The organism is Pirellulales bacterium (assembly GCA_019694435.1).
Lineage (GTDB): Bacteria > Planctomycetota > Planctomycetia > Pirellulales > JAEUIK01 > JAIBBZ01.
In genome coordinates this window covers 390,092-408,969 of the sequence record JAIBBZ010000001.1, presented here as the reverse complement: position 1 = coordinate 408,969, position 18,878 = coordinate 390,092, and the positions used below count along the sequence as shown (strand labels likewise).

The window sequence follows — 18,878 nt, the reverse complement described above, 5'->3', positions numbered from 1 at the left end:
CCCCATGACCGAAGTTGCGCCTGATTTTGCCGGCCTGCAAGTGGCCGCTTTCGAAAGCCGCCGGGCCGAGGAACTGGGCCGGTTGATCGAGAAGTTCGGGGGGGTCCCGCATGTCAGCCCCTCGATGCGTGAGGTGCCGCTGGCGGAGAATCCCGAGGCGGTGGCCCTGGCTCGCCGGTTGATCGCCGGCGAGTTCGACCTGGTGATCTTCATGACCGGCGTGGGCACCAACATGCTCGGCCAGCAGATCGAGGGCCAGGTGTCGCGCGACGAGTTTCTGGACGCGCTGCGCCGCGTCACGACCGTCGCGCGCGGTCCCAAGCCTGTGGCAGTGCTCAAGCAATGGGGGGTCGAACCGACCTATCGCATTCCCGAGCCGAACACCTGGCGCGATTTGCTGGACGTGCTCGATCGCGAAGTGCCGCTCGACGGCCGCCGCGTGGCCGTGCAGGAGTATGGCGTCTCGAACCGGCACTTGCTCGTTGGCCTGGCGGCGCGCGGCGCCCGGGCCGAACCCCTGGTGACTTATCGCTGGGAGCTGCCCGCGGACGTCGCCCCGCTCGAGGCGAATGCCCGAGCCCTGGCCGCGGGCGAGCGGCAGGTGGTGTTGTTCACCAGCAGCAACCAGGTACACAACCTGCTCGCCGTGGCCGAGCGGTTGCGGATCGAGCCTGAGGTCCGCGCAGGCCTGTCGCGCGCCGTCGTGGCCTCGATCGGCCCGACCATGAGCGAGACGCTGCGCGAGCTGGGGCTGCCGGTCGACTTGGAGCCCGAACATCCGAAGATGGGCCACCTGGTGCGCGAGGCGGCCGAGCGCAGCGCCGGCATCCTGGCGCGCAAGGCGCAACTGGCCGCGCGACTCGAGGCCGTGACCACGGCGACTGCGCCTGCGCAGGCAGCCTGGTACGACAGCCCGTTCATGCGCGCGACGCGGCTCGAGCCGGTGCCCTATACGCCGATCTGGCTGATGCGGCAGGCCGGGCGCTATCTGCCGGAATACCGCGCGATCCGCTCGCGGGTCAGCTTTCTCGAGCTGTGCAAGGATCCCGCGCTGTCGGCCGAAGTGATGATCAATTCGGTCGCACGGCTGGGTGTCGACGCGGCGATCATTTTTTCCGACTTATTGCCGATCCTCGAGCCACTCGGATTCGACCTGGAATTCGCCGCCGGCGAGGGGCCTGTGATTCACAACCCAGTCCGCGCGGCGGCCGACGTCGATCGCGTGCTCGAGTTGGAAAGCGTCGACAGCCTGTCGTTCGTCATGGAGACGGTTCGCCAGACGCGCGCAGGCCTGCCCGCCCATTTGCCGGTGATCGGGTTCGCCGGCGCGCCGTTTACCTTGGCCAGCTATGCGATCGAAGGCGGATCGAGCCGCAACTATCTGCACACCAAGACGCTGATGTACGGCGACGAAGGCGCCTGGCAGGCAATTCTCGGCCGGCTGGCCCGGGCCGTGACGCGCTATCTCAATGCGCAGATCGCCGCCGGTGCCCAGGCCGTGCAATTGTTCGATAGTTGGGTCGGCTGCCTGGGGCCCGACGACTATCGACGCTACGTGTTGCCGTTTACCCGGGCCGTGATCGAGGGCGTCACGCCGGGGGTGCCGGTGATCAATTTCGCTACGGGGAATCCGTCGTTGCTGCCGCTGCTGGCCGAGGCTGGCGGCGCGGTGATCGGTGCCGATTGGCGGATCGAGATCGATGAAGCGTGGCGGCTGGTAGGCCACGACCGCGCGATCCAAGGCAACCTCGACCCGTTGGTGCTGTTGGCCGAGCCCGCGTATATCCGCGACCGCGCCGAGGCGATCTTGCGGCGCGTGGGCGGCCGGGCGGGACACATCTTCAACCTGGGGCACGGCGTCCTGCCGCAGACGCCGGTCGACCACGTGCGAGCCCTGATCGACGCCGTGCACGAATTGAGCCAGCAGGCCGTCGCGGGCGTCTAGGCGCCAGGGTCCTGGCGGCCGAGCTAAGGGGTCGGTCGAACTATGGGTGCCGGCCGTTCAGTCGAGCACGGATTCGCTCGATTCGTCGGGCTCGTTGTAGGTTTCGGGTTCGGGTGCTTCGTCGCGTTCGCCGCTGCTCTCGGCGCGTTTGCGCAGGTAGAGCTTGATCGGCACTTCGCCAAACGGGAGGTGCTCGCGAAACACGCCCAGCAAATAGCGCTGGTAAGGCGGCGAGAAGCCGCTGGGGAAATTGGTGAACAACACGACCGTCGGCGGCTGCACGGCGACTTGCGTGGCGTAGTAGATGCGCGGCCGGCGGTTGGCGACCATCGGCGGCTGGTTATGCTCGACCGCCGCGTGGACCAGCTTGTTCAGATCGGCCGTGCTGACGCGCTCGAGCGACTGCTTGAACAGCATCTGGGCGTGATTGATCAGCGCCTTGACGTTTTTGCCCGTCTGGCCGGTGACGAAGGCGATCGGCGCGTACCACATCGTGCGGAAAGTGTCGCGCAGATAGTTGGCCCATTTCTCCGTGGGCATGGTGTCGGCCAGCAGGTCCCATTTGTTGACGACAAAGATGCAGGGCTTGTATTGCTTGGCGATGTAGTCGCAGAGCTGCTTGTCGACCTTGCTGATCCGCTGGCCGGCATCGAAGAACAACAGCACGACGTCGGCCCGGCGAATGCTGCGCTGTGCACGGTGCGAGCTGTAGAACTCGATGTCGCTGGCCAGGCTCTTGGTGCGCCGCAGGCCCGGCGTGTCGATGGCCATGAACGGCTTGCCGTCGAGCTCGAAACGGACGTCGACGCTGTCGCGCGTCGTGCCGGGAATCTCGCTGACGATCATCCGCTCGGCCTTGGCCAGCGTGTTGACGAACGTGCTCTTGCCCGTGTTGCGGCGGCCGACGATGGCCACCTTCATCACCGGGTCGGCCGGTGGCTCGTTGCGCTCCGGGGGGAGTCGCCGGAGGATTTCGTCGAGCAGCTCGTTGCGGCCCCGGTTGGCCAGCGCGCTCACCTTGATCAGTTTGCCGCGGCCCAGACGATAGAACTCGTCGGCCGAGGATTCATGCTCGGGCCCGTCGGTCTTGTTGGCCACGCAGAGCACCGGCTGCTTGACGTAGCGCAAGCGTTTCGACACTTCCTGGTCGAGCGGCGTCAGGCCCTGGCGCGTGTCGACCACGAACAACAACAGGTCGGCCGAGTCGATGGCCGTCTGGATCTGTTCCTCGACATGCGCGGTGAGATTGTCCTGGTCTTCGAGGCCCATCCCGCCGGTGTCGACCAGCTCGAAATAACGATCGCCGACGCAGATCAATTGCGCGACGCGGTCGCGCGTGACGCCGGCCTGGTTGTCGACGATCGCCAACCGGCGGCCGGCGAGCCAATTGAACAGGCTCGACTTGCCGACGTTCGGCCGTCCGACAATTGCAACGCTGGGGACACTCACGGGCGTAACGTTTTCGCGGCAAAGGGGTGAAGGGCAGGGGGGCGCCGCCCTGGCAGGACGGCGAGCGGCCGCATGGGGCGCCTACGGCCAGGTTCGCCGGCCGCAGGAAAGTCTTGCGCACAAACTTCCTCCAGCAATCCTAACCCGACGGCCGCGCCGAGCGAATGGTTCGCCCCGCGCCGGCGGCTGTGCGGCGGTGCGAAGGGGGCGATATATTGACCGCGTCGACCGTAAACCCCGGGGTTGCACCGAGATGAGCAATTCGCCGCACCAGGACGCGAGAGCCCCGTGGGGCACTGAACAAGTCTTGGCCCGGCTCGAGCGGCTCGAAAGGGCAGGCGTGCGGTGGCTTGGGCGCGGGCGCTGGTCGCCTGGCGCGACGTCCGCACCCCCGCCAGCCGAAACTAAGCCCACGCCGGTCGAGCGGACCGTCGAGCAGTTGCGGTCGGGGGAGTCGTCCGGGCCCGTTGAACAGGAAGTCACGATCGAGGAACAGCTCCCCATGACCCCCCCGGTACAGACCAAGCAGGCAGGCGAACCTGCCCGCGCGACCTCCCAGCAGGGCGCGGCCGACGGCGTGGCGGGCCTGGAGGTGATTCGCCGCGAGGTGGCCGCGTGCACGCGCTGCTCAAAGCTGGCCTCGACGCGCACGCAAACCGTGTTCGGAGTGGGCAACCCCAAGGCCCGGCTGGTGTTCTGCGGCGAGGCGCCGGGTGCCGACGAAGATGCCCAAGGCGAGCCGTTCGTCGGCCGCGCGGGCCAGTTGTTGACCAAGATCATCGAGGCCTGCACGCTGCGGCGCGAGGATGTCTATATCCTCAACGTGCTCAAGTGCCGGCCGCCGGAAAACCGCAATCCGCTGCCCGACGAGGTGGCCAACTGCCGCGGATACCTCGACCGGCAGTTGGAGGTGATCCGGCCCGAGTTCATCTGTTGCCTGGGTTCGGTAGCGGCCAAGACGCTGCTGGAGACCGAGGAATCGATCGGCCGGCTGCGCCACCGCTGGCACGATTATCGGGGCGTGCGCGTGTGGTGCACCTATCATCCGGCGTATCTGCTGCGCAACCCGGCGGCCAAGAAGGACGTCTGGGAAGATATGAAGATCTTGATGCGCGAGCTGGGGATCGTGCTGGAAAAAAAGTAAATCTTCCCGGGGGGCACCCGTATGGCCGGCGGACAACCTGATCTGCGGTTTGTGATTCGCGCGCTGTTGTTCGTGGCGGCGTTGGCGTTTTTGGGGTTTGCCAGCGCGTCGGTCACCCTGGCCAGCGCGATGCTCTTGTTGCGCGAGGCGGCGCTGCTCGTCGCCGTCGCCGTGGCGGTGGCGGCGCGGGGACTGTGGCGGTCGTTCGCCGCGGCTTATTTTCTGGCCAACTGGGCGATCAACATCAGCGACTTTTACGGATTTACCAACCTGCTCGGCCCGGCGATCTGCCGGGCGTTTCGCCACCCGGTGGTCGAAGCCGCTACCTGGGATTACGAGGCAACCGTTTGGGACCAGGATCCGTCGTACTGCATCATCAAGATCTTCGATGCGTCGGCGTCCATCGTCGGTTCGCTCGCGGCCGGTTGGCTGGCCGCGGAGATTCACCGCCAACGCACCGCGGGGCGCGAGGCGGCCTCGTCATGAGCAGTGCACCGGCAAATGCCATCACCCCGCCGCCGCGAGCGGTCTGGCGATTCACGGTCCGCGGGCTGCTGCTGGCCACCGTGCTCGCGGCGCTGGCGTTTGCCGCTTTGAGGTATGCCAACGCATGGTGGGCTTGTGCCTGGGGAACCATCCATTTCGCTTGCGTCGTGTTGGCCTTGTCGACGGCCGCGGGCGCGGGCGGGCGAAGCCGGGCCTTTGCCATCGGGTTCATTCTCGGCGCCTTCTGGTCGAGCGTGATGAACGACTCGATGGCTGCCAGCGCCATCGAACTCGCTTGTCAGCCCGTGCTCCAGATGATGGGATACGACATCAGCGAAGTCACCGATCCGCCCTTTGGCAGCACGGCATTCTGGTCGTTGACCCCTGCACAGTACGCGGCGTCTGTTTATCAAAGCATCGCCAGCCTGCTGGTGTGCTTCATCGCAGGCCTGCTTGCCGCGTGGTTCCACGACCGTTACCACGCCGCGCGTTCGGCCGAAGCTTCGGCGGCCGCTTGAACAGACGCATCGGGATGGTGCGCGCCACGATCGCCGTTGAAGAACAGATCGCGATCGATGAACTGACGCCGTGACGCTCAAACCGACTCATCCAGCAATCGCGCCGCTGCAAGTGTCTTGGCGAATCGCTCCGCGCAGGCTGCTGGTGGCGATGGCCTTCGCGGCGCTGGCATTTGTTTCCTTGGGCTTTGCCAATGCCGGGTGGACGTGCGTCTGGTGGGTGATTTATCTCGTCAGCGTTTTACTTGCCATGGGGGTGGCCGCTGGGACCGGTGGACGAAATCGGGCCTTTGCCGTGGGGTTCATGCTCGGCGCCTGCTGGTCGACGGAAATGGAGGAATCAATCGCCAGGTACCTGGTCGACCTCTCTTGCGAGCCGTTGCTGGGGCTGTTCGGACACGAAACCAGTTTCAGTATCAGGGGGTTCTCGTATAGCAGTGAGAGATTCTGGCACCTCTATTCGGTGGAGTATGCCGCGGCCACGTATCATGTCTTGGCCGGACTCGTGATCGCAAATCTTGCAGGCCTGCTTGCCGCGTGGTTCCACGACCGTTACGACGCCGGGCGATCGATCGCCGCATCGACCGGATCTTGAACCGCCGCTGCGCCCGCGCGAAAAAGAGCGAGCCACGGCTCGGGGGAACCGTGGCTCGCTGGCACGAAGGACTGGCGCGTTGCACCCCAAGTGGAACGCGCCGCGGCAGATTAGTCCTTAAATGTCGTAGTACAGGCAGAACTCGTACGGATGCGGCCGCAGGCGCATCGCGTCGACTTCTTTTTCCCGCTTGTAGCCGATCCAGGTATCGACCACGTCGGGCGTAAACACCTCGCCCCGCAGCAAGAACTCGTGATCGGCCGCCAGGGCGTTGAGCGCCTCGTCGAGCGAGCCGGGCGTCTTGGGCACCTTGGCCAGCTCTTCCGGCGGCAGGTCGTAGATATCCTTGTCGAGCGGATCGCCGGGGTGGATCTTGTTCTGGATCCCATCGATCACGGCCATCAGCATCGCCGAGAAGGCCAGGTAGGGGTTGCAGCTCGGATCAGGACAGCGGAACTCCAGCCGCTTGGCCTTCGGGCTGGGGCTGTACATCGGAATCCGCACACTCGCCGAGCGGTTGCGCTGCGAGTAGGCCAGGTTGACCGGCGCTTCGTAGCCCGGCACGAGTCGCTTGTAGCTGTTCGTGGTCGGGTTGCTGAAGGCCAGGATGCTGGCGGCATGCTTGAGCAAACCGCCGATGCCGTGCATGGCCATTTCGCTCAGGCCTGCATAGCCGCTGCCGGCGAACAGCGGTTGCCCGCCCTTCCAGAGCGAGATGTGGGTATGCATGCCCGAGCCGTTGTCGCCGTACAGGGGCTTGGGCATGAACGTGACCGTCTTGCCGTACTTCCGGGCGACGTTCTTGATGATGTACTTGTACATGCACATCGCGTCGCCCATTTTCACCAGCTCGAGAAACCGCAGGTCGATTTCCGACTGGCCGGCGGTGGCCACCTCGTGATGCTGCGCCTCGACGTCGAGACCGCAGTCGATCATCGTCTGCATCATCTCGTTGCGGATATCCATCAACTGGTCGGCCGGCGGCACCGGGAAGTAGCCTTCCTTGTGACGCAGCTTGAGGCCCAGGTTCGGTTTCTCGTCGCGGCCGCGGTTCCACTCGGCCTCGATGCTGTCGAGGTGGTAGTAGCCCTCGTTGCTGCGCTGATCGAACCGCACGTCGTCAAAGATGAAGAACTCGGCCTCGGGCCCGATGAAGCAGGTGTCGGCGATGCCGGTGCTCTTCAGATAGTTGACGGCCTTGCGGGCCACGTTGCGGGGGTCGCGCGTGTAATCCTCGCGCGTAATCGGGTCCTGGATGTTGCAGATCATCGATAGGGTCGGCAGCAAGGTGAACGGGTCGATCACGGCCGTCTCGGGCACCGGCACGAGGATCATGTCGCTCTCGTTGATCGCCTGCCAGCCGCGGATGCTCGAGCCGTCGAAGCCGAGGCCGTTTTCGAACACGTCCTCGTCGAGCTTCGACACCGGGATCGTGAAGTGCTGCCAGATGCCCGGGAAGTCCATGAACCGCAGATCGACGGCCTTGATGTTTTTGTCACGACACAGCGCTAACACTTCATGGGGAGTCACGAGAGTTTTCCCTTTCGCGGAAGAGAACCAGAAGGAGCTGAAACCAGAAGGAGCTGCGCGCCGGAGACCGGCGTGGCATCATCGGACCCAAGCGCCGAGCGATTCGCAAGCGCCATGGACCCCCAGGCGGCGCAGATGTCACGACCCAAGGAGCAAGCGACATGCCAGCCGAGGGGTGATCGTCAGGTCGCCGGCCGGGCGGTCGTGCGCAAGCGTGTAAACGGAAACCAATTACAACGCGAACAAGATTGAATTGACGCAGCGGTGCACCGTGCTCAAGGTGTGAGCAACACCGGGCGCGGCGACGGGGCGTTGCGCGCGACGCGCGCAGGGCAGAAATCCCAGCGAAACGCTAGGAAACGGGCAATTCGCTGCGGGTCGGGGCGTGCGGCCGATGCTCGCCGTTGCGTGCAGGCGCGCCCTTGGAGGGGGCCGTCTTGGTTTCGACGCCCGCCGGTTGCGGCGGAGCGTGCAGGTGGCCGCGCAGCCGGTAGACCAGCGCCAAGAAGCACGGCACCAGCACCGGCCGTACGACGAACGTGTCGAGGATCACCCCCAGCGACAGGGCGAAGCCCAACTCGAGCATGCCCCGCAAGGTGCCGGTGAGCATCGAGAGAAAGCTGCCGGCCATGATCAGGCCGCAACTGGTGATGATCCCGCCGGTGCGGACCACCGCCTCGCGCAGGCCTTCGTGCAGGCCATGCCGGGCCTGTTCTTCGACGATCCGCGTGGTCAGGAAGATGTTGTAGTCCTCGCCCACGGCGATCAGGATCACGAACAAGAACAAGGGCGCTTTCCAATCCATGCCCGCAAAGGTCTCGCCGTAGATCCAGCCGAAAACCAGCTCGGTGGCGCCGATCGTCACCAGGTAGCTGAACACCACCGAGATGATCAGGTACAGGCACAGTAGCGGCTGCCGCACCAGCACGATCAGCACGCCCAACACGGCGATCACCACCAGCTTCTGGATCAGCCGCGTGTCGCTGTGGACCACGGCCTCGAGGTCGCGGATGCCGGGCGTCGTGCCGACGAAATCGAACTCGGCCTTGTGCCAGGGCGAAGATTTCGTCTTGGTGATCTCCTTGAGGTGCTCGTCGACCGTGTTGAGCAGGGCGACGCTCGCCCGGGCAAATGGGTCGGTACGAAACACCAGGTCGAACCGGGTCACGCTGCCGGCGAGCTCGGGCACCTGGGTGAGATAGGCCGCGCGGGTCCGCGGGTGAACCTTGATCGTCGCCCGGCGCAAACCACCGCCGCTGAGGCCATAACGCCGCGGTGGATCGCCGGTGGGTTGGGTCAGGCTGCGGACCTTGGCGACCCCGGGGATCGCGGCCAATTGCTTGGACAGATCGGTGATCATCCGTCGGCCGGCCGGCGTGTCGAAGTTGGTGCCGGGCAGATGCGCGATGACGGTGGCCGGACCGATGTCGCCGGGGTCGAAGTGCCGCCGCAGCATCTGCGTGCCCAGCACGCTGGCCCGATGCGGCGCCAGGTCCGTCAGCAGGTCGTAGCTGATTGGCACGTCGCGCCCGATCCAGGCAAACGGGGCCATGAGCAGGACGCTCACCGTCAGGATCAGCCCGGGCCGGGCAAGCATCTTGTCGGCGGCCCAGCGCCAGAACCGGCTGCCTTCGTCTTCATCTTCGGTCTCGTCGCCGCTGGAAACGGCGTTGCTCGAGCGCTTCAGACCCCACGGCCAGAACACCCAGGGGCCCGCGGCCCGCAGCAGCGCGGGCGTCAACGTCAGGCAGGCCACGAGGCACACCGACAGGCACATGGCAATGGCTGGTCCGCTGTAGCGGAACTTGCCGAAATCGGCGAAGTACATCATGCCCAGCCCAAAGACGACCGTCAGTGCGCTGCCGACCACGGCATGTCCCACCTGGCCGAGCGCTGTGGTCACTGCGGCGTGTTTGTCGAGACCGCGATTGAGCTCTTCGCGATAGCGGGCAATCAAGAACAGGCAGTAGTCGGTCCCGGCGCCGAACAGGATCACCACGACGAAGATCTTCGTCGTCTTGAAGATCTTGAAATCGAGCCAGGAAACCTGCGTGAGCGCGGCCACGAAGTCGACCGCCACCATGACCGAGACCACCATCGTGGCCAGCGTGATGAGCACCAGCAGCGGCGCGCGGTAGACGAACATCAAGATGGCCAACACGAGCACGACCGTGGTCAGCTCGATATTGGTGATGCTTTCCTGGGCCGAAGTGAGCGTGTCGGCGCCGATGGCGGCCGAACCGGAAATGCCCAACTTCAGGCCCGACGGCAGCCGCGGAGCGGCGGCCGCCATGTCGAGCGTGTGATTCACCGCGGCCAGCAATTGCATGTTGCTGGTCGTCATGAACTCGGTGGTCAGGTGGAGCAGCACCAGCGAGGCCTGGCCGTTTTTCGACGCGGCGCTGGTCAGCTTTTCGCCGACCACCTCGTCACCCCGGTCCCAAACCTCGACCAGCGGCGGCTGGAGCGGTGCCGCCGGCCGAAACGCCGCGATCAGCGCATCGAGGGTCGCCCGCTGGGTCGACGAGAGCGCATCGGGGGCGGTCCCCAGCAGTTGCGCATAATCGGCAGTTACTTGCCGCCGCCAGGCCGGGTCGTCGCTAGGCGGGACATCGCCATCGACAACCAGGTCGCGGAACAGCGTCGAGAGGTCTTCGGTGACGGCGAAATCGGCCGCCGCCAGCGCCATGCCTGGCCGCTCGACGACGAGCACCATCTGGCTGTTGGCCTTGGTGTTCGGAAACGCCTGGGCCAGGACCTCCAGGCCGCGAATGGTCGTCATTCGCCCCGGTAGATAGACCAGGTCGCCGTCCTGGGTGATGTGGTCCCAGACGGGGGCCACATGGTTGATCCCCCAGGCGAGCGCCACCCAGCCGAGGATGACGGCATACCAGTACCGCGTGACGATAGCCGCGAACCGCTGAAACATCTTGCGTTCGACCGTCTGCGACGGGCGTTTTGCACACGTGCGACGCCGGCCCAAGTCCTGCTGAGCTCGAAAACGCCCTCTTTAGTCGTCGGCCATCCGTGAATGCGTGAGGCAGGAAATCCCTTAATTGCTGTGCCCCGGCCGGCTGAACAAGCCCTTGATCCTAATCGACTGTTTACAGGTCGCCAAGCAAATGCCGCCCGAATGAGGGGTTCGCAGCTAGCCTTTACCCGACAGCAGCGGCACTGATTGAAGCTGGCCGTTTTCCAGCAGGCACCAGGCGCGCCGGGCCAGCGGGTCCATATCGGCTCGGGCCGGCAAGGACGGCAGCGGCTCGCGATGCAACACCTCGCCGCCGGGCGTCAACAACACGAGTTCCGGCGCGAGCGATGCCACGAGCAGCCGGTCGCCTGACGCTGACAGGGCCAGCTCGGCCGGTCCGGCGACCGGGGGACCTGGCGGCAGCGATTCGCCGCGCCGGTCGAATCGCAAAAGCCCCAACGCCGGCGCCGCGACCCACAGGCTGCTGGGCACCGCGGTGGTTGCCAGATCCGAGGCCCGAAGGGCCAGGTGCGAAGAAAATCGCACAACGCCGTCGGGTTCATACCAGGACAACTGGCCCTGTTCGCTGAGGGCCAACAGGGCGGGCTCCTCGTCGGCGAACAGCAGCCGGTCGACCAAGCGCACCGAGGGGGCGGTGCCCTGCGACTGGCCATAGCAGTTCAACAAGAGGATGGGGCCGTTGGCCAAGGCGACGGCACAGTGACTGCCATCGACGTTGAGCGCGACGACGCGCGGCGCTGCAGGCAGCGTGTCCATGCGCCGGCGGGTCAGCGAGCGGTCGAACCAATACAACTTGCCGGACGCCGCAGCGATGGCCACGATGCGGCCGTCGTCGCTGATATCGGCCGCAGCGATGGCGACGGGCAGCGTCCGCTCGGCAAGGGGCGCTCCGGCGGAGTCCAGCAACTGCACACGGCCGTCGCGGTGCCAGGCCAGCACCCAGCGGTGCTCGCGGGCCACGGCCATGCCGTGGTAGGGTCCGTCGAGAGTCCAGCGCTGCGGAGTGGCGGCGTCAGGCATCGTCGCGCCGCCATCGCGAACAGATTACGGATTGCGCCGCGCCAGTTGCCGACGCAGGGCATTCACCGCGGCGACGACGACCGCGTCTTCCTGCGAGCCGGGCACTTCGCCAGCGACCGGGCGCGCCGTCAGTTGAACCTTCAGGTCCGGTTCGACGCCCACCTTGCTGTAGGGGCGCCCCAGTGGCGAGTAGAACCGCGCCGTGGTCAGACGCAACCCGGCGGCCGGCAGATTGGCGACCGGCGAGAGCGGAAAGATCCCTTGGACCGAGCCTTTGCCGTAGCTGCGGTCGCCGATGATCAGGCCCCGCTGATGATCGCGGATGCAGCCGGCGAAGATCTCGCTGGCGCTGGCGCTGTCGCCGTCGATCAGCACGGCCAACGGAATCTGCCAGGTGCCGTTGAGGTGCGCCGAGTAGGTGAAATCCTCGTGCGGGTTGCGGCCGCGGGTCGAGACGATCGTGCCGCGCTCGACAAACTTGTCGGCCACTTCGACGCTCGTGGTGAGCAGCCCACCGGGGTTGCCGCGGAGGTCCATCACCAGGCTCTTCATGCCTTCGCGGTGCAGCTTCCACAGGGCGTCGTCCAGGTCGCGAGTCGTTGTCTTCTGGAAGCAGGTGAGCTTGAGATAGCCGATGCCCTGGTCCGGGTCGAGGATGTGCACGTCGTCGATGCTGGGCACATCGACGTGTTCGCGGCGAATGGCCACCGTGCGCGGCCGGCCGCCCGGCGTGACGGCGGTCAACTGCACCTGCGATCCTTCCTGGCCTTGCAGCAACGCGGCCGCCTGGTCGGTCGATAGCTCGGACGTATTCCGGCCTTCGATCGCGACGATCTCGTCGCCAGCCAGGATGCCCTGGCGATCGGCCGGGCTGCCCGTGATGACGTTGACGATCACCAGCACGCCGCCGTTCGATTTGAGCTCGATGCCGAGGCCGACGAAGTTGCCGTCGATCTGCGAGTAGACCTCGTCGAGCTGGTCGGCCGTGAGGAAGGTCGAGTAGTCGTCGAGCGAGTTGGTCGCGCCGCAGGTGTATTCGAGGACGGTGATGCTTTCACGCAGGCCCAATTGACGCTCGGCCATGCGGGCCGCCGAAGCCACGGCCTCGCGGGCCTCGAGCCGCCCGGGCACCGCCTGGGCGTTGACCCAGTCGCGCAACTGGCGGCGGAAGTCGTCGATTTGCGCGGCCGTCATGCCGGGCGCCACCTGGCTGGAGAGGAACGTCGGCTCGGTCAGCGCGACCTCCAGGGCACTGGTGCCCCATTGCACCAGCCGTTTCCAGTTGGGCTCTTGCACGTAGTGCGACTGAATCTTCAGCAGCACTTCGTTGTAGAGGTGCAGCGCTTCTTCGCCGGCCATCTGCCGCGTGGCATTGCGGAAGCTGGTGTCGGCGTAGCGCCGGCCGTGGTCGTAATGCAGCTTGGCCAGCTCGAAGCGCTGCCGCAGCGGGCGGGCGTCGGGCCACTCGTGCAGGGCCTCTTCATAGTGGGCCAGGGCCTCGCCCCAGCGGCGCTCGACTTCGAACTGCCGACCACGCGAGAGCAATTGCTCGAGCATCGCGTCGTCGAGCGCGTCGGCTTGAACGCGCGGGGGGTCCGCCTGTTGAGCCAGTGCCGGCGCAGCAGGGGTAGTCCAGAAAACGGCCGCAGCGAGGCACGCGAGAAGGTGCTTCTCGACCCAGCGTTGCATAGTCCTGTCTTTCCGTCGGGGAGGCGCGTCGCCACCGCTGGCACCTGGCTCGAGTCCGGCCGGGGGAGGCGGAATCTCGGGCAGTGCGGGCGACCGTTCGGCGGGGCGAGCGTCGGCAGGTCGCGCGGCGGACACGTTCAGGCACGTCCAAAGTGGGCGCAGCAACCCCTGGGTCGAGAAGCTGCCATCGAAAATATAGAACACGCTATCGCCCTCGTCAAAAAAGCCTGGGGCCAGAAATCCCGCGATTTTCCGCCGGTTTGCTGCATGATCCGCACAACCCGTGCGACATGCTAGCACGCGCACCGATTGCGCGCGGCGAAGCAACAAAACCGCATGGACCGACCGCGATGCTTGCGGTACTGCGTGCCGATTGCACGGGGCCGGGGGGCCTCTCCGCGCTCCGGCCGGCAGAACCGGCAAGGACGGCACAACGAGCGTTGTGAGTAGAGTCGCCGCCACAAGGGCGGTGGCCGTCTCGCGATCGCCAGGGCCAACCTTGGCGTGGCGTTAGCGTCCGTAGAGTTTCCTACGACGATGCGCTGCAGATGGATCGCGGGGTCGTGCGATTTTTTCTCCGCAGGCTGCTGGCACGGCGCCGCCGGGGGATCGCTCGGCCTGGTCAGCCGTCAGCCGATCTTCACCGGTTTGCCGGTGCGCACCGATTGGCTTTCCTTCTGGCACATCACCAGCGCATCGCGGGCCAGATCGCCGCTCAGAATCGGCGACGGTTTGCCGCTGCGCAGGGCGCGCACGACCTCGGTCAGCTCGGCCGCAAAGCCGTCCATCGGGTCGCCGCCGCCCAGCTCGGGCCGCAAGACCTTGCCGTCCTTGGTGAGCACCGTGAGCGGCGTGGCGATGTTGCCGCCGGCATACATCGCCAGGTCGAACAGCAGCGTGGCCCGCTGGAGATGGATCTCGAAGCCGTGCGTGAAGCCGCGGCCTTGCTGGTTGATCACGCCGCTGGTGGCCGTCACGGCCAGGTCGCGATCGGCAAACTGAAACTGCGAGCTGAGAAATTCGACGCACTCGCCGCGCATCCGCCCGTTGCTCGTGACGCTCGTCGGCATGCCGCACAGCAGGCGGATGAAATGCGCGTCGTGGATGTGCAGGTCGAGCACCGGGCCGCCGACCTTCTTGGGGTCCCAGAAATCGCGCAGCCACAACGGATCGGAAATGACCCGCTTGAAATGGCCGCCCAGCAGCCGGCCGTACTTGCCGCTGGTGACCGCCTTGTAGGCAAACGCATACTCCGGAAAGAACGGCAGCACGTGGCCGATCATCAACGGGCGCTGGGCCCGTTCGCCGGCGGCGACCATCTTTTGCGCTGCGGCGGTCGACAGCGCGATGGGCTTTTCGCAGAACACGGCCTTGCCGCCGCCAAACGCGGCGACCGTGGCCGCCGGATGCAGCGCCGGCGGCAGGCAGACGTCGATCACGTCGAGGTCCGGGTCGGCCGCCAGCTCCTCGAACGTGGCATAGGTGCGCACGCCCTTGAGGTCCATCTGCGTTCCGGCGGGCCCGAAGTTGCCCTGGATGCCGCGCCAATCGCCGGCGCGGCGCTTGGCATCCGGCTCCGCCAGCGCCACGACCTTGGCTCCCCGCACCTTGGCGTAGGAGAGGTAGTGGATCATGCCCATGAAACCAATGCCGGCAATACCGATACGCAGCATGCGAGGGGCTTTCGTCAAAGCAGCAGGATCAGGCACAAGACGGTCGCGGCGAGGCTCGCAACAGCGTTCGCGATCGCGTGCCGATCATAGCGACCGTGTTCTTGACAGGAAATGGTCGTTGAAGGCCTTCGCCATGACCCCTTCACTTGAGTGAATGCGCGCGAATCGCCCGGGTGCTGTCGGCGCCCCAGCGGGTTTTGCCGGGGAGGTGTTGGCTGTCGCTTTCCATTCCGGCGGCCAGGTCGATCGTCTGGCCGGGGCCGAGGATTGGGCGGCCGTCGGCGTCCTTGAGAAAGCCTTTCCACTCCGAGGCGATTTCCACCTCACGCCCATCGGGCGAGACGGCCAGGCGGATCGTGTCGCTGGTGCCGAGCTTCAGGTCCTCGGTGATTTCGGTGCGGCCGTCGCGATAGGTGTACTCGGCCTTGTAGTGCTCGCGTTCGCGGCCTTGCTCGTCGAGCCGGCCGTATTGGCTGGGGCCGAGCTTGACGATCTGGCGTAGCACCTCGTCGTCGCCGCCCAGGCCGCAAAAGCCGTAGAACGTCTTGCGAAAGGCGTTGTTCACGAACTCGAACTGCACCTCGCAATCGTCGCCAATGTCGACGCCGAAGTAGCAGTCGTCGTCGCGCGTGGGCAGAAAGCCGGTGCCCGAGTTCTGATCGACGTCGAGGTAGGCGTAGAAATAGCTTCGCCCGCCGTCGGGATGCGTGCGGCCGACCTGGCCCGCCACGCGGGCATAGAGATACAGATGCCGCTCGTCGTGCGCCACCTTGAACTCGAGCAAGTCGACGTCGGCCACGTAATCGAGATACGGCACCAGGTCGCCGCGCGGATCGTCGACACCGGCGATGTTGCGCCAATCGTCAAAATTGCCGTCGATGGCGATCGTGGTCGGCGCCGCGACGGCGGGAACGGTCGAGGCGGCGGGTGCCGGAGCCGAGAGCACCAGCGCCGGCCCCGTCGCGTCGATCGCGTCGGTGAACTGCCCGGCGAGCGTGAACGTGACGCTCGGCTCGGTGCCCTCGGGCGCGGTGCCGCCGGGTCGATAAGCGCTTTCCGGCAGGTACGTGCCGGCGCGGTTGTCATACGAACCGAGCAGCACCTGCTCGCGGCGGAACGACGCCGGCACGTTGGCCATGGCCAAAGACTGATCCTGCGGGGCGCCGTTTCGCCGCAGCACGACCGTCGACGGCTTCACCGTGCCGTATTGCACGCCTGGGTAGAACTGGACGAAATACGTACCGCCGGCCGGCTGGCCCTGCGAGTCGCGCAGGTCGAGCGGCAGAAAATCGAGAGCCTCGCGAACTGCCGGTCCCGCCGGTTTGACTTCGCAATACATCGCGGCTTCGTTCGGGTCGAACCGCAGCTGCGCCGGATCTTCGGGCCAACTTGGCAGCAGGTCGCGCCGCCGGATGTAGTTTTCGTTCGGCGTGAACCGCTGGTTGGTGTCGAGCGTACCGACCGGCAGTTCGCGCTCGCGCGTGAAGGCATGGACCGTGCGGTTTCCCCCTTGCTCGACAATCCGAGCCTCGCGCAGATAGCGCCGGTTGGCGGCGTCGCTGTTCATGGTGCTGGTGGCGACGCAGACGTCGGTCGCCAGCGGCCGGCTGCCCTGCCGGATCGAAACGGTCGCAGTCGGCGAGCCAGGATCGCCCAGCCAGACCAGATCGCGCTGGGCAAATGTCAATTCGAAGGTGACTTGGCGCATCAACGTCTCGGCGGCCGACGTAGGACCGGCGGTTGCGAGTAAGCATGCGGCCGCAACCGCGAGGCGTCCGAGTGCGCGTGGCCGCGAGGCGCCCGGCAACGTGCCGAGACGATAGCTATTGGATCGACGCAAGGGCATGGAAAAGTCCGATGTTGAGAAGCGTTAGCGATGCGTATCCTAATCGCATCCCGATGTGCTCGATATGCAGGAACATAGAATCATGATTCCCAGGCTCGAAACGGCGCGGCTGGTGATGCGCGAGTTCGTCGAGGCCGACCTCGACGGCTATGCCGGTATCCTCGCCGATGAGGAGGCGATGCGTTATATCGGCGACGGCACGACGGCCGACCGTAACGACGCCTGGCGCTCGATGGCCATGGTCTTGGGACATTGGCAGTTGCGCGGATTCGGCCTGTGGGCCGTCGAGCGGAAGGACACGGGGCGATTCATCGGGCGCATCGGGCTGCACCGGCCCGAGGGGTGGCCGGGCCTGGAGGCGGGTTGGATCGTGGCTCGCGAGCACTGGGGCCAGGGCTTCGCGCCCGAGGCGGCCCGGGCGGCGGTGCAATGGGGTTTCGAAGTGCTCGGCGCTCCGCGGCTGATCAGCCTGATTCGCCCGGCCAATCACGCGTCGATCCGCGTAGCCGAAAAGCTCGGCATGCAGTTCGATCGCAGCCTGCCCTTCCGTGGGCGCGAGGTCTCGGTCTACGGCTTGAGCGCGTCGAACGACACACCGGGCAGTTGAGTCCAAAGATAATAGGCCCGGGGGACGGCCAATTCGGCCAGCCGTTCCCATTCGCTGCGCCGTTGCGGCGCCGACGCGGACGAGAGCAGCGCGTCGATCAATTCTTCGTCCTGCTCGTATTCGACGACGCGCACCTCGTTGCGATCGAGACTGGCCAGCTCGATGGCGCGGTTGATCGCGTCTTCGAGAAAGCCTTGCTTGTCGACCAGGCCCAGGTCGATGGCTTCGGTCGTGGCAAACACCTGACCCGTGGCGACCTTGTCGAGCAGGGCCGCGTCGGCGCGCAGCTTGGGACGTCCGGCGGCGACGACTTCCTTGAACCGCCGAAAGCCCTCGTCGACCAGCTTTTGCAGGATGGTCCGTTCTTCCTCGCTCATCGCCTTGGTGAACGAGCCGAGCGTCTTGAGCGGGTGCGATTTGATCGAGTCTTCCTGGATCTTCCATTCCTCCATCAGGCCCGCCACGTTGTAGTGCGGGATCACGACGCCGATCGAGCCGCACCAGGTCGTGGGCTCGGCATAGACGACGTCGGGCCGATCGCCACAGGCCATGGCGACGTAGTAACCGCCGCTGGCGGCCAGACCGCCCATGCTCACCACCAACGGGATGTCGCGCTTGGCAAGCAGCTCGACGAGGTGGTGATAGAGATAGTCGCTGGCCGTGACGGTGCCGCCGGGCGAGTCGACGCGGAGCACGACGGCCTTGACGTCGGTGTCTCGGCGGACCTCGTCGATCTGGTCCTTGGCAAACGAGTCCTGGTCGAGGATCGTGCCCTCGATGCGGATAATGGCGACCTTGTCTTCGGCCGTCTTGCTCAGCGAGTGGTATTTTTCCTTGGGCGCGTCGGCGGTGCTGAAATAGCGCTCGTAGCGCTGGCGCAGCTCGAAGTTGTAAAACAGCGAAACGGCCAGCGCGATGATCAACAGCCACCACCAGAACCAGCCCCGCCGGGACTGTTCGAGGATGATCTTCTGCACGACCGGAAGCACGGTTGCCGTGTGCGTGGGAGTCGCGGCAGGGGGGGGCGAGACAGGCTCGGGCGTCGAGGAAGTTTCCATGAGTGTCGGTGCAGGCGCGTCTAGGTTCGTGGTGACCGCGATTTCAACAAGCCGCCATTGTACGCTGCAGCACTTTGCATTCCGCGTCCCCGCGCCGCAAGTCCCGCGCGTGCGGCAGATTCTGCTCGCGTCAGGGATTCGCGGGCGGTAACTGCTGATGCGGCATGGGCTTTCTGCGGCTCGGTGTTGCCAGCCGGACGGTGCGGCCGGTAAGCTACGCGGCGCGATGGAATGTTGCGCGGATCGGCCCAGGGCTTCGCTCACGGAGGGCGTGCAGGCCGCCGCACCCAGGGCGACGCACTGGACAAGCGCCAGGAAGGTCGCCG

14 protein-coding genes are annotated in these 18,878 nt (G+C 65.9%); 6 read left to right on the top strand and 8 right to left on the bottom strand.

Going from position 1 to position 18,878, the window contains the following annotated elements; all coding sequences use genetic code 11:
• Positions 1-4: 4 nt before the first annotated feature.
• On the top strand, positions 5-1,945 hold the full coding sequence (gene hemE / locus K1X74_01625; protein MBX7165024.1) for a uroporphyrinogen decarboxylase: 1,941 nt from the start codon (positions 5-7) through the stop codon (positions 1,943-1,945).
• 57 nt (positions 1,946-2,002) lie between these two features.
• Here hemE and der read toward each other — a convergent pair whose 3' ends face one another.
• Positions 2,003-3,394 (bottom strand): ribosome biogenesis GTPase Der, encoded by a 1,392-nt coding sequence (gene der, locus K1X74_01620; GenBank protein MBX7165023.1) that lies wholly within the window; start codon positions 3,392-3,394, stop codon positions 2,003-2,005.
• A 253-nt stretch (positions 3,395-3,647) separates the two neighbouring features.
• Here der and K1X74_01615 point away from each other — a divergent pair, with 253 nt between their 5' ends.
• The 4 genes from K1X74_01615 to K1X74_01600 all read left to right on the top strand — a co-directional run bounded on the left by K1X74_01615 (position 3,648) and on the right by K1X74_01600 (position 6,137).
• A complete protein-coding gene (locus K1X74_01615; GenBank protein MBX7165022.1) occupies positions 3,648-4,538 on the top strand; it encodes a uracil-DNA glycosylase in 891 nt (296 codons plus the stop codon).
• A gap of 21 nt (positions 4,539-4,559) precedes the next feature.
• Entirely contained in the window at positions 4,560-5,024 is a 465-nt protein-coding gene (locus tag K1X74_01610; protein MBX7165021.1) for a hypothetical protein, read from the top strand.
• Positions 5,021-5,542, top strand: a complete 522-nt coding sequence (locus K1X74_01605; GenBank protein ID MBX7165020.1) for a hypothetical protein — start codon at positions 5,021-5,023, stop codon at positions 5,540-5,542. The genes K1X74_01610 and K1X74_01605 overlap by 4 nt, the downstream gene beginning before the upstream one ends.
• A gap of 145 nt (positions 5,543-5,687) precedes the next feature.
• Complete coding sequence (locus tag K1X74_01600) at positions 5,688-6,137, top strand: hypothetical protein (GenBank protein ID MBX7165019.1); 450 nt, start codon at positions 5,688-5,690, stop codon at positions 6,135-6,137.
• A 117-nt stretch (positions 6,138-6,254) separates the two neighbouring features.
• Here K1X74_01600 and glnA read toward each other — a convergent pair whose 3' ends face one another.
• The 6 genes from glnA to K1X74_01570 all read right to left on the bottom strand — a co-directional run bounded on the left by glnA (position 6,255) and on the right by K1X74_01570 (position 16,749).
• Positions 6,255-7,667 carry a type I glutamate--ammonia ligase gene (glnA, locus tag K1X74_01595; GenBank protein ID MBX7165018.1) on the bottom strand — a complete coding sequence of 471 codons (1,413 nt, stop codon included), beginning with the start codon at positions 7,665-7,667 and terminating at the stop codon, positions 6,255-6,257.
• Between the two features lie 352 nt (positions 7,668-8,019).
• A complete protein-coding gene (locus K1X74_01590) occupies positions 8,020-10,596 on the bottom strand; it encodes an MMPL family transporter (GenBank protein ID MBX7165017.1) in 2,577 nt (858 codons plus the stop codon).
• A gap of 219 nt (positions 10,597-10,815) precedes the next feature.
• A complete protein-coding gene (locus K1X74_01585) occupies positions 10,816-11,679 on the bottom strand; it encodes a hypothetical protein (protein MBX7165016.1) in 864 nt (287 codons plus the stop codon).
• Between the two features lie 24 nt (positions 11,680-11,703).
• Positions 11,704-13,368 carry a S41 family peptidase gene (locus K1X74_01580; GenBank protein ID MBX7165015.1) on the bottom strand — a complete coding sequence of 555 codons (1,665 nt, stop codon included), beginning with the start codon at positions 13,366-13,368 and terminating at the stop codon, positions 11,704-11,706.
• A gap of 629 nt (positions 13,369-13,997) precedes the next feature.
• Complete coding sequence (locus tag K1X74_01575; protein MBX7165014.1) at positions 13,998-15,041, bottom strand: Gfo/Idh/MocA family oxidoreductase; 1,044 nt, start codon at positions 15,039-15,041, stop codon at positions 13,998-14,000.
• Between the two features lie 142 nt (positions 15,042-15,183).
• Complete coding sequence (locus K1X74_01570; protein ID MBX7165013.1) at positions 15,184-16,749, bottom strand: hypothetical protein; 1,566 nt, start codon at positions 16,747-16,749, stop codon at positions 15,184-15,186.
• Between the two features lie 220 nt (positions 16,750-16,969).
• Here K1X74_01570 and K1X74_01565 point away from each other — a divergent pair, with 220 nt between their 5' ends.
• Positions 16,970-17,494 carry a GNAT family N-acetyltransferase gene (locus tag K1X74_01565; GenBank protein MBX7165012.1) on the top strand — a complete coding sequence of 175 codons (525 nt, stop codon included), beginning with the start codon at positions 16,970-16,972 and terminating at the stop codon, positions 17,492-17,494.
• Here the strand turns inward: K1X74_01565 and sppA are convergent.
• Positions 17,455-18,552, bottom strand: a complete 1,098-nt coding sequence (gene sppA / locus K1X74_01560; protein ID MBX7165011.1) for a signal peptide peptidase SppA — start codon at positions 18,550-18,552, stop codon at positions 17,455-17,457. The genes K1X74_01565 and sppA overlap by 40 nt on opposite strands.
• Positions 18,553-18,878 lie beyond the last annotated feature (326 nt).